At 67.8% G+C, this 13,735-nt stretch carries 14 protein-coding genes; 2 read left to right on the top strand and 12 right to left on the bottom strand.

The annotated features are described in order from the left end of the window. Positions 1 to 43 precede the first annotated feature (43 nt). The 6 genes from ACTJJK_RS12655 to ACTJJK_RS12630 form a co-directional block, all read right to left on the bottom strand. Positions 44 to 790 carry a haloacid dehalogenase-like hydrolase gene (locus ACTJJK_RS12655; RefSeq protein WP_440730373.1) on the bottom strand — a complete coding sequence of 249 codons (747 nt, stop codon included), beginning with the start codon at positions 788 to 790 and terminating at the stop codon, positions 44 to 46. Then, the gene (trpC, locus tag ACTJJK_RS12650) at positions 787 to 1,578 is read right to left on the bottom strand and encodes an indole-3-glycerol phosphate synthase TrpC (protein ID WP_223619672.1); all 792 of its coding nucleotides are present in this window, start codon (positions 1,576 to 1,578) and stop codon (positions 787 to 789) included. The genes ACTJJK_RS12655 and trpC overlap by 4 nt, the downstream gene beginning before the upstream one ends. Continuing rightward, positions 1,575 to 1,916, bottom strand: coding sequence for an antibiotic biosynthesis monooxygenase family protein (locus tag ACTJJK_RS12645; protein ID WP_031371488.1), 342 nt, complete (start codon positions 1,914 to 1,916; stop codon positions 1,575 to 1,577). Before ACTJJK_RS12645 ends, trpC begins: the two co-directional genes overlap by 4 nt. Positions 1,917 to 2,110: 194 nt before the next feature. Beyond that, a complete protein-coding gene (gene trpD / locus ACTJJK_RS12640; protein ID WP_223619671.1) occupies positions 2,111 to 3,145 on the bottom strand; it encodes an anthranilate phosphoribosyltransferase in 1,035 nt (344 codons plus the stop codon). Between the two features lie 42 nt (positions 3,146 to 3,187). Further along, positions 3,188 to 3,769 carry an anthranilate synthase component II gene (locus tag ACTJJK_RS12635; protein ID WP_031371486.1) on the bottom strand — a complete coding sequence of 194 codons (582 nt, stop codon included), beginning with the start codon at positions 3,767 to 3,769 and terminating at the stop codon, positions 3,188 to 3,190. Between the two features lie 598 nt (positions 3,770 to 4,367). After that, positions 4,368 to 4,724: a hypothetical protein gene (locus tag ACTJJK_RS12630; RefSeq protein WP_152566163.1), complete on the bottom strand. Its 357-nt coding sequence runs from the start codon at positions 4,722 to 4,724 to the stop codon at positions 4,368 to 4,370. A 191-nt stretch (positions 4,725 to 4,915) separates the two neighbouring features. On the opposite strand from ACTJJK_RS12630, the gene ACTJJK_RS12625 reads away from it, so the two are divergent. Continuing rightward, positions 4,916 to 6,484 (top strand): endo-1,3-alpha-glucanase family glycosylhydrolase, encoded by a 1,569-nt coding sequence (locus tag ACTJJK_RS12625; protein WP_440730372.1) that lies wholly within the window; start codon positions 4,916 to 4,918, stop codon positions 6,482 to 6,484. Positions 6,485 to 6,562: 78 nt separating this feature from the next. Here ACTJJK_RS12625 and ACTJJK_RS12620 read toward each other — a convergent pair whose 3' ends face one another. The 3 genes from ACTJJK_RS12620 to ACTJJK_RS12610 form a co-directional block, all read right to left on the bottom strand. Continuing rightward, positions 6,563 to 7,924 carry an ATP-binding protein gene (locus ACTJJK_RS12620; RefSeq protein WP_440730371.1) on the bottom strand — a complete coding sequence of 454 codons (1,362 nt, stop codon included), beginning with the start codon at positions 7,922 to 7,924 and terminating at the stop codon, positions 6,563 to 6,565. 103 nt (positions 7,925 to 8,027) lie between these two features. Beyond that, positions 8,028 to 8,702, bottom strand: coding sequence for a winged helix-turn-helix domain-containing protein (locus tag ACTJJK_RS12615; protein ID WP_440730370.1), 675 nt, complete (start codon positions 8,700 to 8,702; stop codon positions 8,028 to 8,030). Positions 8,703 to 8,826: 124 nt separating this feature from the next. Then, a complete protein-coding gene (locus ACTJJK_RS12610) occupies positions 8,827 to 9,009 on the bottom strand; it encodes a hypothetical protein (RefSeq protein WP_031371481.1) in 183 nt (60 codons plus the stop codon). A gap of 317 nt (positions 9,010 to 9,326) precedes the next feature. Between ACTJJK_RS12610 and ACTJJK_RS12605 the strand changes: the two genes are divergently transcribed. Continuing rightward, positions 9,327 to 9,623 (top strand): antibiotic biosynthesis monooxygenase family protein, encoded by a 297-nt coding sequence (locus ACTJJK_RS12605; RefSeq protein ID WP_223619667.1) that lies wholly within the window; start codon positions 9,327 to 9,329, stop codon positions 9,621 to 9,623. Positions 9,624 to 10,515: 892 nt separating this feature from the next. Here ACTJJK_RS12605 and trpE read toward each other — a convergent pair. The 3 genes from trpE to ACTJJK_RS12590 form a co-directional block, all read right to left on the bottom strand. Beyond that, entirely contained in the window at positions 10,516 to 11,991 is a 1,476-nt protein-coding gene (gene trpE / locus ACTJJK_RS12600; protein WP_031371479.1) for an anthranilate synthase component I, read from the bottom strand. A 147-nt stretch (positions 11,992 to 12,138) separates the two neighbouring features. Next, positions 12,139 to 13,110 (bottom strand): lipid kinase YegS, encoded by a 972-nt coding sequence (gene yegS, locus ACTJJK_RS12595; protein WP_440730369.1) that lies wholly within the window; start codon positions 13,108 to 13,110, stop codon positions 12,139 to 12,141. Between the two features lie 206 nt (positions 13,111 to 13,316). Further along, positions 13,317 to 13,541, bottom strand: coding sequence for a hypothetical protein (locus ACTJJK_RS12590; protein ID WP_440730368.1), 225 nt, complete (start codon positions 13,539 to 13,541; stop codon positions 13,317 to 13,319). Between the last annotated feature and the right edge of the window lie 194 nt (positions 13,542 to 13,735).

The raw sequence follows: 13,735 nt of genomic DNA, 5'->3' as shown, positions 1-13,735 counted from the left end.
ACCACGCTCTATCCCGTGTCGACGAAAGCCGAATTCCAGACGCCTACTTCGCTGCCGACGACACCGCATCGCCGCCCCGCCCCGGGCAACCCCAGTTCAGGATCGGCGTGCCGGCCGGCAACACACGCCGGAACATTTCCACGCGCGCGGCCTTGGGGTTGACCACCACCGGCTTGCGCGCGGCCTTGAGCAGCGGCAGATCGGCGCTGCTGTCGGAATAAGCGGCCTCGACCGGCCCGGTGAAGCCGGACTCGCGCAGCATCCGCATCTTCATTTCGGAATGGCAATGGCGGCTGGCGCCGAGCGCGCCCAGGCGCGGGCCGACCAGGGTGCCGACCACCGGCACGTCCTCGTGGGCGACGAAGGCCAGGATGGCGCGGGCGAGTTCCGGCGGCGCGCCGGTCGCGATCACCACGTGATCGCCCTGCTCGCGGTGGTGATGCAACACGTCGAGCGCGATCGGCAGCAGCCGCTCGCGGATCTGCGCGGTGTGCAGGGCGACGTAGCGGTCGATCATCGCGTCGAGCGAGCCGACCCGATGCATGCCGATGGTGCCGACCCAGACGAAGGCCGAGATGCCGAGGCGGCGCGTCTTCAGCCAGGCCACCATCGGCCCGGCGACCGGCGCGATCGCAAGCGCCAGCAGCATGCGCCACCACGAGCGCTTGATCAGCCAGGCGAACAGATGGCTGCCGGAGTCGCCGTCGTACAGGGTGTGATCGAAATCGAACACGATCAGCGGCGCGTCCGCGCGCACCGGCGGGAAACGCGCGGGACGGACCGCGCTCACGCCGCGAACAACCGCCGCAGCGCCGCGCCCGGGTCGCGTTCGCGCATGAAGCTTTCGCCGACCAAAAAGGTTTCGACGCCGGCGCCGCGCATGCGCTCCACGTCGGCCAAAGTGGCGATGCCGCTTTCGGTGACCAGGGTGCGGTCGCGCGGCACCGCGGCGCGCAAGGCAATGGTGGTGTCCAGCGAGACCTCGAACGTGCGCAGATTGCGGTTGTTGACGCCGATCAGCTCGCAATCGGTCTGCAGCGCGCGTTCGAGCTCGTCGATGTCGTGGACCTCGACCAGTACGTCCATGCCCAGCTCCATCGCCAGCCCGGCCATCTCGATCATCGGCCCGTCCTCGAGCGCGGCGACGATCAGCAAGATCGCGTCGGCGCCGATCATGCGCGCCTCGTAGATCTGATACGGATCGACGGTGAAGTCCTTGCGCAGCACCGGCAGCGAGCAGGCACCGCGGGCTTCGCCGAGGTAGGCGTTGCTGCCCTGGAAGAAGTCGACGTCGGTCAGCACCGACAGACAGGCCGCACCGCCGGCCTCGTAGCTGCGGGCGATCTCGGCCGGCTTGAAGTCGGCGCGGATCAGGCCCTTGGACGGGCTGGCCTTCTTGACCTCGGCGATGACCGCGGCTTCGCCGGCGGCGTGCTTGCGCTTGATCGCGTCGACGAAGCCGCGCGCCGGCGCCTGCGAGGCGGCGCGCGCGCGCAGGTCGGCGAGCGAACGCACCCGGCTGCGCTGTTCGATCTCCTCGTGCTTGCGCGCGAGGATGGTGTTGAGGATGTCGCTCATGCCTTGCCCTTGCTCCCGTACGCGCGTTCGACCTTGGCCACGCGCAACTCGAAATGTCGATACCAATGTTCGCGCCCGTAGGCGCGGGTGGCGGCGTGTTCGGCCTGCCGTTTCCAGGCGGCGATCGCCGCCTCGTCGGACCAATAGCTTACGGTGATGCCGAAGCCGTCGCTGCCGCGGGTCGACTCGACCCCGAGGAAGCCCGGCTGCTGCGCGGCCAGCTCGACCATGCGCTCGGCTGCCTCGCCGTAGCCGGCGTCGTCCCCGTCGCTGCGCTGCGAGCTGAAGATGACCGCGTAATACGGAGGTTTCGGTAGTTCGGCGAAGCTGGCGGACATGCTGGCTCCTGGGCTTGGTTCAAAAGGCGAAAGTCAAAGGCCAATCCCCCCTCCCCCCTTTTCAAAGGGGGGAACGGCAACAGCAGGAATTGGAAGGAACACGGCGACGCCGGAACATAGGCCCACGCCGCCACGTAAGCATTCCCCCCTGTTCAAAGGGGGAGTTAGGGGGGATTGGCTCGTCCCGCACCCCATCACGCCCCCGCCAACTCCCGCGTCAGCGCGACGAACTCGTCGAGCTTGGCCCGCGCCGCGCCGGAGGCCAGCGCCGTACGCGCGCGCTCGATGCCGTCGGCGATGCTCTCGGCCACGCCCGCGGCGTACAGCGCGGCACCGGAATTCAGGGCAACGATCTCGCGCGGCAGGCCGTCGCGGTTCTCCAGCGCCTGCAGCAGCATGGTCTTCGACTCGGCCGCGTCGGCGACGCGCAGATTGCGGCTGGCCGCCATCGCGATGCCGTAGTCCTCCGGGTGCACCTCGTACTCGCGCACCACCCCGTCGCGCAATTCGCCGACCAGGGTGCCGGCGCCGAGCGACAACTCGTCCATGCCGTCGCGCCCCCACACCACCAGCGCGCGTTGCGCGCCCATTTCCTGCAGCACGCGTACCTGGATGCCGACCAGGTCGGGATGGAACACGCCCATCAGGATGCTCGGCGCGTCGGCCGGGTTGGTCAGCGGGCCGAGGATGTTGAACAGGGTGCGTACGCCCATCTCGCGCCGCACCGGCGCGACCACCTTCATCGCCGGGTGATGCACCGGCGCGAACATGAAGCCGATCCCGGCGCGGTCGATGCACTGGCTGACCTGCTCGGGCTGCAGCTCGATCGCCGCGCCGAGGGCTTCCAGCACGTCGGCGCTGCCCGACTTCGACGACACGCTGCGATTGCCGTGCTTGGCCACCTTGGCCCCGGCGGCGGCGACCACGAACATGCTCGCGGTGGAAATATTGAAGGTGTGGGCGCCGTCGCCGCCGGTGCCGACGATGTCGACCAGATGGGTACGGTCGCTGACCTGCACCGGCCGCGCGAATTCGCGCAACACCGTCGCCGCGCCGGCGATTTCGCCGACGGTTTCTTTCTTGACCCGCAGACCGGTGAGGATGGCCGCGGTCATGGTCGGCGAGATCTCGCCGCGCATGATCATGCGCATCAGGTCGACCATCTCGTCGTGGAAGATCTCGCGGTGCTCGATCGTGCGTTGCAGGGCTTCTTGGGCGGTGAGAGGCATCGTGATTCGTGTCCTGGCAGGCGCGGGTCGCGCCACGGCGGTTTATCGGGTCAGGAAGTTCTTCAACAGCGCGTGGCCGTGCTCGGTCAGGATCGACTCGGGGTGGAACTGCACCCCCTCGACCGGATGCTCGCGATGGCGCAGGCCCATGATCTCTTCGAAGCTGCCGTCCTCGTTCTCGGTCCAGGCGGTGATCTCGAGCGAGTCGGGCAGGCTGTCGCGCGACACCACCAGCGAGTGATAGCGCGTGGCCTGGTAGGCGTCCGGCAGGCCGGCGAACACGCCGCGGCCTTCATGGCGGATGCGCGAGGTCTTGCCGTGCATGATGGTCTGGGCGCGAATCACGTCGCCGCCGTAGGCCTGGCCGAGGCTCTGGTGACCGAGGCAGACACCGAGAATCGGCACGCGCGGGCCGAGCTCGCGGATCACGTCCAACGACACGCCGGCATCGTTCGGCGTGCCCGGCCCGGGCGAAATCATGATGCGTTCCGGCGCCAGCCGGTCGATCTCGGCCACGCTCAGGTCGTCGTTGCGGATCACCTTCACTTCCGCCCCGAGCGCCTGCAGGTACTGCACGAGGTTGTAAGTGAAGCTGTCGTAGTTGTCGATCATCAGAACGGACATGACGCGCCTCGAATGCGGGGAATACCGGAAAGCTGCGCGATCGCGGGCCATGGGCCCGCCATCGTGCCGGTGACGTGTTGCGGGAGATGCAGCGCACTCGCCTGCGGCCGTGCGCAGCGGTACGGCCCGGCCGCGCTCACAGGCGACAGCCCGCGATTATCCCGCCTCGATGAGGCCGCAGACAGGGGTCGGGGCTGGAAAAGCGCTCCCGCGTCGGGGAGGCCTCGGCCACGCTGGGCGGCCGAAGGGTATTTGCCGCGATTGGCGGGGGTAAAGCCTCGGCTGCGCTCAGCAGCCGGAAAACACTGGGCGCGCTTAGCGGCCGGAAAACATCGAATCGTAGGCGGGGTCACGCAGGGAGTCCTCGTAGGGCGGCAGGAAACGGACGACGGCGGCACGCCACCATCGCCAAGCCTGGCCGGCTTTCGGGGAGTTCTGCGGGATTGCGCGAACGATCATGCGGCTACTGTAACCGCTGGACGCCGGTCTGTGCGAGGGCGCCCGGATCGGCCCCATCGACGGGCAGCGGCCGGGCCCGGGCCGCCGTCGAGGCAAGGGCCGCGGCCCCTGGCGATGGCCACATCGGCCAGGAGCCCGCTTACTCGCGTCCGCAGGGAATCGGCTTGAATCCGAAGTATTCGGCCGCGCCGGTATCGTCCTGCCTGACGAAGTGGCAGCCGGTTTCGGCGTCGCATTCGCCGGCATGGATCGCCAACCGCCAGCGCACCGCCGGCGACTCGCCGCAGTACACGCCGGTACCGATGCGCACGAAGACGATCGTCCACAGGCCGGCCGCCAATGCGGTCGCGATCGCGATGCCGGTTGCCCATCGCCACCGGCTTCGCGGCGCGCCGGGCCGATTGAGTGTGGATGCCGACATGCCTGGGCTTCGATAGCGCGGCGAAAGGCACGCGAGCGCGCAGCATAGCCCGAGCACCGCCATCGCACCGCGCATCGGTCTGCGCGACTCGCGACCACCGATGCGCGGCCCCTGCCCCGAGTGTGTGCCAGTTGGCAATAGCAAGAAACGACGCAGTCTCGGACCGGGCCGACCGATAGCGTGAGTTCCGCCGGCCGCTCTGCGCGGCATCGCTCCGGCAGTTCCGTTGCGCTCCGCAACCCGATCCCTACTGAAGGATGGACGTCATGCACGCTCCACGTTCCTCGTTACTTCGCTGCGCGATTCTGCTGGCGGCCTTGGCCATCGTCCCCGCCGCGATCGCGCGCGGCCCGGACCGGATCCGCTCGCCGCTACTGGCGCCCGGCGATGCCGCCGCCTCGGCGCTGTGTTATCCCTTCGTACAACCGAGCCCGCAAGCCCTGCGCGCGTCGGGCAAGAAAGTGTTCGCCTGGTACTTCCCGCCGTTCCAGCTCTCGACCCACAACGAGCTCGACAGCAAGAACTGGTACGAACGCTGGCTCAGCCCGACCGGCGCCAGCAGCGGCAACCTGGAGTACCTCAGCACCGGCGGACTGCTGCGCGATCGCCCGCTGCCGATGCCGAAACGTCCGGAGCCGAACTGGAAACAGCTCAACTTCGAGGTCGAGATCCGCCAGGCCATCGCCATGGGGTTGGACGGTTTCATCCTGGAAATGTCGTACCGGCAGGTCCATTCCGACGACCGCTTCAATCGCGTGCGCGACATGCTGGCCGCGGCCAAGGCAGTCGATCCGGAGTTCCGCATCCTGCTCGCGCCCGGCTTCCCGAAGGGCGCGCAGGACACGCCCGACGAACTGGCGCAGACCCTGCTGGCGGTGATCGAGCATCCCTCGGTGTTTCGCTTGCCCGACGGCCGCGTGCCGCTGGCGACGTTCTCGCCGGAGCGGCCGGCGAAAGACGGCGGCAAGCCGATCCTGTGGTGGCAACAATTGCTCGACCTGCTGCGCGCGCAAGGCGTCGAGCCGGCCTGGTATCCGATGTTCCTGTCGCGCACGGCGATGAACTCGATCCCGAACCTGGCCGAGTGGCGCGCGACCATGGCCGGCTATTCGATCTTCGAAGGCAAGACCGCCAGCCAGGCCGCCTCCAACGTCAGCGAAGCGGTGGATGCGCGCAAATACGGGCTGGACTGGATGGCGCGGGTCGCGTTCCAGGACATGCGCGTGCGCAAGAGCGCCGAGAAGGTCGAACTGCGCCATTGGGAGTCGTCCAACAGCGTCACCCTGCGTGCGCTGTTCGAGAAGGCCATCGAGAGCGATGTGCAGATGGTCAATATCCTCACCTGGAACGACTACGGCGAAACCCAGGTCGCCCCCTCGCGCGATCGCGGCTACGCGGTCACCGACTTGCTCGCCTACTACACGACCTGGTTCAAGACCGGCCAAGCACCGCCGATCGCCCGCGATGCCTTGTACTACTTCCATCGCAAACACCGGACCGACGCGCCCTACGACACCGCCAAACAGACGGCGGGCCCGTTCACCATTCCGTTCGGGCCGGTCGCCGAGAACCAGGTCGAATTGCTTGCGTTCCTGACCGAACCCGGCCTGCTCAGCATCCGCCAGGGCAGCGATCTGCGGACCTTGCCGGCCGCGGCCGGGATGACCTCGTTCAAGGTGCCGCTGGTCGCAGGCACGACGCCGCAGTTCGAGCTGAGCCGCGGCAATCAAGTGGTCGAGTCGTTGACCAGCGCAACGCCGGTGCACGCCTCGGTCGACTACCAGGACATGACCTACTACGCCGGCGGCAACATCGAGTGCGCGCGTCCGCTGTAAGCCCGGCGACGGCCGCTTAGCTGCATGATCCTCTCCAGCGCGATGCGGACATCGCGCTGGAGACGCTATCGGCGGCAGTCAGCGAGCACTCGGCTCGGTCGGCAGCACCAGCGTGACCCGCAATCCCGGCGTGTTGTCGCCAAGACCGACCTGGCCGCCGTGGCGCTGCACGATCGCGCGCACCAGGCTCAGCCCCAGGCCGGTGCCGGGCGAGCCGCGATGCGATTCCATGCGCTGGAACCGGTCGAACACTCGCTCGCGGTCGGCTTCGGGAATGCCGGGGCCGCGGTCGTCGATCCGCACGACCAGAGCCTGGCGCTCGCGCTGCAGGCTCAACGCAACCTCGCTGGCAGCGGGCGCGTACTTGACCGCGTTGTCGAGCAGGTTGACCAACATCTGGAACAACTGATCGGCATCGCCGCGCATGCGCGACTCGCCCGAACCGGCCAGGTTCGCGCTGAGCGCGATGCCACGTTCGGCCGCGATCGGCGTGTACAGCTCGACCGCATCGCGCACCAGTTCCGACAAATCCAATACCGGCTCGTCGTGCACCGGCGGCTGTGCTTCGATCCGCGCCAGACGCAGCAAGGCGCCGAACGAGTGCAGCAGCTGGTCGGTTTCGCCGATCGCCGCGTCGAGCTGAGTACCGGCTTCGCCCGCGTCCTGGCGCCGGCGCAGCTCTTCGAGACGGTTGCGCAGGCGCGTCAACGGCGTGCGCAGGTCGTGGGCGATATGGTCGGTCGCATGGCGCACGCCGCCGAGCAATTCCTCGATGCGGTCGAGCATGCCGTTGAAGCGGCGCGCGAGCCGGTCGAAAGCGTCGTCGCTGCCGTCGAGCCCCGCGCGCAGGCCTAGCTCGCCACTGCCCACGCGCACCGCGGTATCGTCGAGGTGACGCAGCCGGCGCGAGACCCAGCGCGAGGTCAGCCAGCCGATCAGAGCGCCCAGGGTGGCCGCCACCAGCAAGGCCGCCAACGCGGTGCGCAGCATCAGGGCGAGAAAACGATCCTGGCTGCGGGTGCGGGTGCCGGTCAGCAAAGTGGTGCCGTCGGGCAAGCGTTGCAGTTGCGCGACCACCCGCAGGTCGCCGTCCGCGCCGTGTTCGGTGAACTCGATCCAGCGCGCGCCTTGGCGATGCCTGGGCAGGTCGCGGTAGTCGCCGGCGACGACACGGCCGTCTGTGGCCGTCAGCGCATACACCGCATCCGGGTCTTCATCGGAGGCGATGCGTTCGCGCAACTCGCCGAGCAAGGCGGCGCGGCCTTCGTCGCGATACACCTCGACCAGGCCGGCGGCGTCCACCCGCACCAGCTCGCGCGCATCCTGGGTCAGCATCGCCGAGACCGCGTAATGCACGCCGATGCCGAGCAGCACGAAGGCGAGCAGGAACGAGGCGGTCACCGCCAATGCCAGGCGCGCGCTGGTCGAGCGCGGGCTCATGCGCATGTGTCGTGCCCGCACGAAGCGTAAATCCCCCCAGCTCCCCTTTTGCAAAGGGGGGAGTTCAGGGCGCCAGGATTCGGCGCGAATGTATGCAATGCGCTCATGCGCCGAGCCGATAGCCCGCACCGCGCACGGTGTGCAGCAGCGGCCGCGCGTTGCCCTGGTCGATCTTCTGGCGCAGGCGGCTGATGTGCACGTCGATGACGTTGGTCTGCGGGTCGAAGTGATAGTCCCAGACCGCTTCCAGCAACATGGTCCGCGTCACCACCCGCTCGGCCTGGCGCATCAGGTACTCGAGCAGGCGGAATTCGCGCGGCTGCAGCTCGATGCGTTTGTCGCCGCGACGCGCCTCGCGGCTGAGCAGGTCGAGTTCGAGATCGGCCACGCGCAGCCGGGTGGGTTCGCTGCCGCCGGCCTGGCCGCGGCGCAGGATGCTGTCCAGGCGCGCGCTGAGCTCGGCATAGGCGAAGGGTTTGACCAAGTAGTCGTCGGCGCCGGCGCGCAGGCCTTCGACACGGTGATCGACCTCGCCCAGCGCGGTCAGCAATAACACCGGCGTGCGGTTGCCGGCGCCGCGCAAGGTTTGCAGCACGACCAGGCCGTCGAGCCCGGGCAGCATGCGGTCGAGCACGATGCTGTCGTAGCGCTCGGTAGTGGCCAGGAACAGGCCGTCCTTGCCGTTGCCGGCGTGGTCGACGGCATGACCGTCCTCGCGCAGCCCCTTGGCGATGAAGCCGGCGGTGTGGGGATCGTCTTCGACGAGCAGGACGCGCATGCCGACTCCGGGATCGCGGGCGGTGCCTGGGGCGGGAGAGAAAAAGGATACCCCGCCGGCGCGAGCCGGCGGGGCATGGAACCCACGCCGACGATGCGTGGGGCTCGGGGGAGCGGGCGAAGGATCAGTTGGCGGCGGGCGCCGCGGCGGAAGCGGTCTTCGCCGCCTTCTTGGCCTGGTGATGCTTGTGCTTGACGGTCTTGGCGGCGGGGGCGGCGCTCGAAGCGGACGTCGCCGGCGCGGCGGCGAACGCGGAACCGGCGAACGCGGTGAGAGCGACGGCGATCAGGGCATTGCGGACGTTCATGGGTGGGCTCCTGGAAACGATTCGGTTGGGATTCCTGCCGGTGGGGGCGTCCCCATCGCGAAGACAGGTTGCGCCGCCGGGCCTCGCCGCGAGCTTTCCGCCGCATGAACTTTTTTTAATGTGGCGCGGCCGATGCATTCGGCCGTCATCGGCGGCATCGCTGCGGCTGTCGTCGGATGCGCCGCGGACGGATGCCGAAACCACACGAGAGAGGCTGTGACCGGCGGCTCGCCCACGCTAGGATCGAGACGAACGCCGAAGCGTGACGTCCCGCCGCGCCGTTACCGGCGAAAGCCACGGACCTTAGGAGCCGCCCCATGATCTGTCGCATCTGGCATGGCCGTACCCACGCCTCGCAGGCCGATGCCTACGCCGCCTTCCTACAGCAGCGCGCAGTGGCGGATTACCGTTCGGTGCCCGGCAATCTGCAGGTGCAGATCCTGCGGCGCGAAGACGGCGAGGTGACTCATTTCCTGACCGTCACCCACTGGGAATCGGAAGCCGCGATCCGCGCCTTCGCCGGCGAGCACCTGCTGCAAGCCAAGTACTACGACGAAGACCGCGATTTCCTGCTCGAATTCGAGCCGCTGGTGCAGCATTACAGCGTGGTGTGAGCCCGCTCGATCAGTCGGGCCTGCGAAAGCGCCAGCGCAGCTCTTTGTAGGAGCTGCGTAAGCTGCGACCGCGACATCTCGCCGACCGGCGCGGGTCGCGGCTTGCGCCGCTCCTACCCCAAAGCGGATTCGGGCGACCGGGCGTTAACGACGACAACGGCAGCGCAGCTTCTTGTAAGAGCTACGCAAGCTGCGACCACGACATCTCGCCGACCGGCGCGGTCGCGGCTTGCGCCGCTCCTACCCCAAAGCGGATTCGGGCGACCGGGCATTAACCGACGAAAGCGCCAGCGCAGCTCTTTGTAGGAGCTGCGCAAGCTGCGACCACGACATCTCGCCGACCGGCGCGGTCGCGGCTTGTGCCGCTCCCACCCCAAAGCGGTTTCGGGCGACCCGGCATGAACGACGACAACGGCAGCGCAGCTCTTTGTAGGAGCTGCGTAAGCTGCGACCGCGTCACTTCGCCGACCCGCACGGTCGCGGCTTGCGCCGCTCCTACCCCAAAGCGGTTTCGCGCGACCGGGCATGAACGACGACAGCAGCACAGCTCTTTGTAGGAGCTGCGCAAGCTGCGACCACGACATCTCGCCGACCCGCGCGGTCGCGGCTTGCGCCGCTCCTACCCCAAGGCGGATTCGGGCAACCGGGCATTAACCGACGAAAGCGCCAGCGCAGCTCTTTGTAGGAGCTGTGCAAGCTGCAACCACGACACCTCGCCGACCGGCGCAGGTCGCGGCTTGCGCCGCTCCTACCCCAAAGCGGATTCGGGCGATCGTCGAAATTGCAGCGCAGCTTCTCGTAGGAGCTGCGCAAGCTGCGACCCTGGCACCCCTCCGACCGGCGCAGGTCGCGGCTTGCGCCGCTCCTACCCCAAGGCGGGTTCGCGCGGTTCCTACAACCCGCGCGCAGCCTCGCCCACGGCACGGAACAGGGCGCGGCCCTTGTTCATCGTCTCTTCCCATTCCTTCTGCGGGTCGGAGTCGTAGACGATGCCGGCGCCGGCCTGCACGTGCAGGCGGCCGTCCTGGATCACGGCGGTGCGGATCGCGATGGCAGTGTCGGCGTCGCCGTGCCAGCCGATGTAGCCGACCGCGCCGGAATAGACATTGCGCTTGATGGGTTCGAGCTCGCGGATCACTTCCAGCGCGCGGATTTTCGGCGCGCCGCTGACGGTGCCGGCCGGGAAGGTCGCGCGCAGCACGTCCATGTAGCTCATGCCCGCCTTCAGACGGCCGGTGACTTCGCTGACGATGTGCATGACGTGGCTGTAGCGCTCGATCACGAACTGTTCGCCGACTTCGACCGTGCCCGGTTCGGACACGCGGCCGACGTCGTTGCGGCCAAGGTCGATCAGCATCAGGTGCTCGGCACGTTCCTTCGGGTCGGCCAGCAATTCGGCTTCGAGCGCATTGTCTTCCTCGACCGTCTTGCCGCGCGGACGGGTACCGGCGATCGGTCGCACCGTCACCTCGCCGTCCTGCAGGCGCACCAGGATTTCCGGCGACGAGCCGACCACCTGGGTGCCGCCGACATCGAGGAAATACATGTACGGCGACGGATTCAAGGCCCGCAGCGCGCGGTAAACGTCGACCGGCCGCGCCTTGAACGGCACGCTCAGGCGCTGCGACAGCACCACTTGGAAGATGTCGCCGGCGCGGATCAGTTCCTTGGATTTCTCGACCGCGTCGATGAAACCTTCGCGGGTGAAACCGGATACGAAATCGCCTTCGTCGAGCCCGGCCGGGTCGAGCGTCTCGGGATAACTCGCGCCGCCGATGCGCAGCCGGTGCACGAGCTGGTCGAGTCGGCGATTGGCGCGGGCGAAGGCCTGCGGCTCGCGCGGGTCGGCGTGGACGATCAGGTACAGACGACCCTTGAGGTTGTCGAATACCGCGATCTCCTCGCTCTGCATCAGCAGGATGTCGGGGGTGCCGAGCTCGTCCGGCTTGTTGTCTCCGGTCAAACGGTGCTCGATGTACTGGATGCACTCGAACCCGAACCAGCCGACCAGGCCGCCGGTGAACCCCGGCAGGCCGTCGATCTTGGGTACTTGGTATTCGGTGCGCAGGCGTTCGACCTCGGCCAGCGGGTCGTCGACGACGCGGCTGTCGACCAGCTCGCCGTGCTCGGTGACGAACAAGGTGTGGCCGGCGAAGGCGTACACGCGCTGTGCGGGCAGGCCGATGATCGAATAACGGCCGAAGCGCTCGCCGCCCTCGACCGACTCGAACAGGTAAGTGTGCGGGCCGTCGGCGAGCTTGAGATAGACCGAGAGGGGGGTGTCGAGGTCGGACAGGACCTCGCGTACGACCGGAATACGGGTGTAGCCGTTAGCGGCCTGTTGCTGGAAGAGTTCGTGCGAAATCACGCGGCAGTTCCTTCATGGACGAGTGGGCAGGAGCGACGATGGCCGACGGCCACCATCGCCAACCCACGTCGGCACAAAGGAAATGCGGGTTCGCCCAGGCTTTCATGGACGCTACTGTAGCCGCTTCGCCGGCGCCGCGCGACGGCCTCAGCCGGCGGCCGCCCGGGACGATTCTTGCAAGGTCGGCGCCATCGCCGACAGCAGCGGGCAGGCGACCGGCAGGTGCATGCGCACGCGGCCGGCCACGCAGTCGATGCGGAAGTGGTGCGAGCACACCGGTTCGCCGTCCAGGTTGAGGGTCAGCGCCCGCGGCGATTCGATCTCGACCCAGCGCAACTGCACCCGGGTGGCGACGCGATCGAGCGCGGCATGCTTGCCTTCGGTCAACAGGGTGCGCACGGTCGCGCCGACTTCGCCGGACAGGTCGGGCACGACGGTGACGTCGAGCAGGCCGTCGTCGATCAACGCGTCCGGGCACAGGGCCTGGCCGCCGCCGGCCTGCTTGCCGTTGCCGATACCCAGGGCGATGAAGTCGCCCTCCCACTCGAATCCCTCGCCGTGGATACGTGCGCGCATCGTTTCGATACGGCCGAGCTTGGAAATGCCGGTGACCAGATAGGCCAGGCCGCCGAGCATCTTCTTGAGGCCGGCGTCGGTCTCGATGGTGACCTGGGTGCCGAAACCGCCGCTGGCGAGATTGGCGGCCCAGTGCACGCCGTCGGGCGCTTCCAGACGGATCAGGTCGATCGGCTGCGGCGGCCGGCGTGCGATCAGATCCAGCGCCTGCGCCGGATCGGTCGGGATCAGCGCGGCGCTGGCGAAATCGTTGGCGGTGCCGAGCGGCACCAGCCCGAGCGAGGGCAGCGCGTCGGCAGCTTCGTCGCGATGGGCCAAGGTGGTCGCGACCTCGCTGAGGGTGCCGTCGCCGCCGGCCGCGATGAGGGTATCGACGCCGTCGGCGATGGCTTCGGCCACGTAGCGCTCGGCGTCGCCGCCCTCCCAGGTGACGCGGACGTCCAGGTCGATGCCGCGCTCGCGTATCGCGACCACGGCCTCGCGCAAGTCATCGTCGCCGGCCGATTTGCCGTTGAGAATCAAGCGCCAACGAGGCTTAGGCATGGAGAAGTGAGTCCCGGACGGAGCTCGCGAGGCTAACAGCCTTAGGGGAACTACCGGTGAACACCGGCGTGGCGGCGGATATCGGACCGTCGACGCCCATTCCACGGACATCCGAATCCGCCACTTTTGTCACACACCGGTCACGGTTGATCCGGAGTATAGGAGGCCATATCAGGGACGACGGGCGGAGGCTGGATTGCCTCCAATTATTCCGGGACGCGGGCGGCAAGGCCCGCGTCCTTTTGCTTTGGGGCGTTTTGCCGGGCTTGAACACGCCCTGCACCATTCGCCGTCGCCCCACATCGTCGGCTATTGCCGTTGCCGTTGCCGTTGCCGTTGCCGTTGCCGTTGCCGTTGCCGTTGCCGTTGCCGTTGCCGTTGCCGTTGCCGTTGCCGTAAAGATTTTGCGGTTGCTGTGCGTCGCGACGCACTTGCGAAGGCAATCGAAGACCCGAAGGGCGGCGCGCAGGGATGCGCGCCGTTTTTCATCGGGACAGGGATGTCCCGTATGAAAAAGCCCTGCGTCGGCATCGCTCGTGCGGGCCGGTGATTCAAAGAAAAGCATTTTTCTTTGGTTACCTTTCTTTTGTTGCTTATGACAAAAGAAAGTAACCCGCCGCTTTAG

Origin of the sequence: Lysobacter sp. 22409 (assembly GCF_052045105.1) — a bacterium.
Lineage (GTDB): Bacteria > Pseudomonadota > Gammaproteobacteria > Xanthomonadales > Xanthomonadaceae > Lysobacter > Lysobacter antibioticus_B.
Note: the sequence above shows the minus strand (reverse complement) of the source record. Positions and strands in the feature narration are given on the sequence as shown.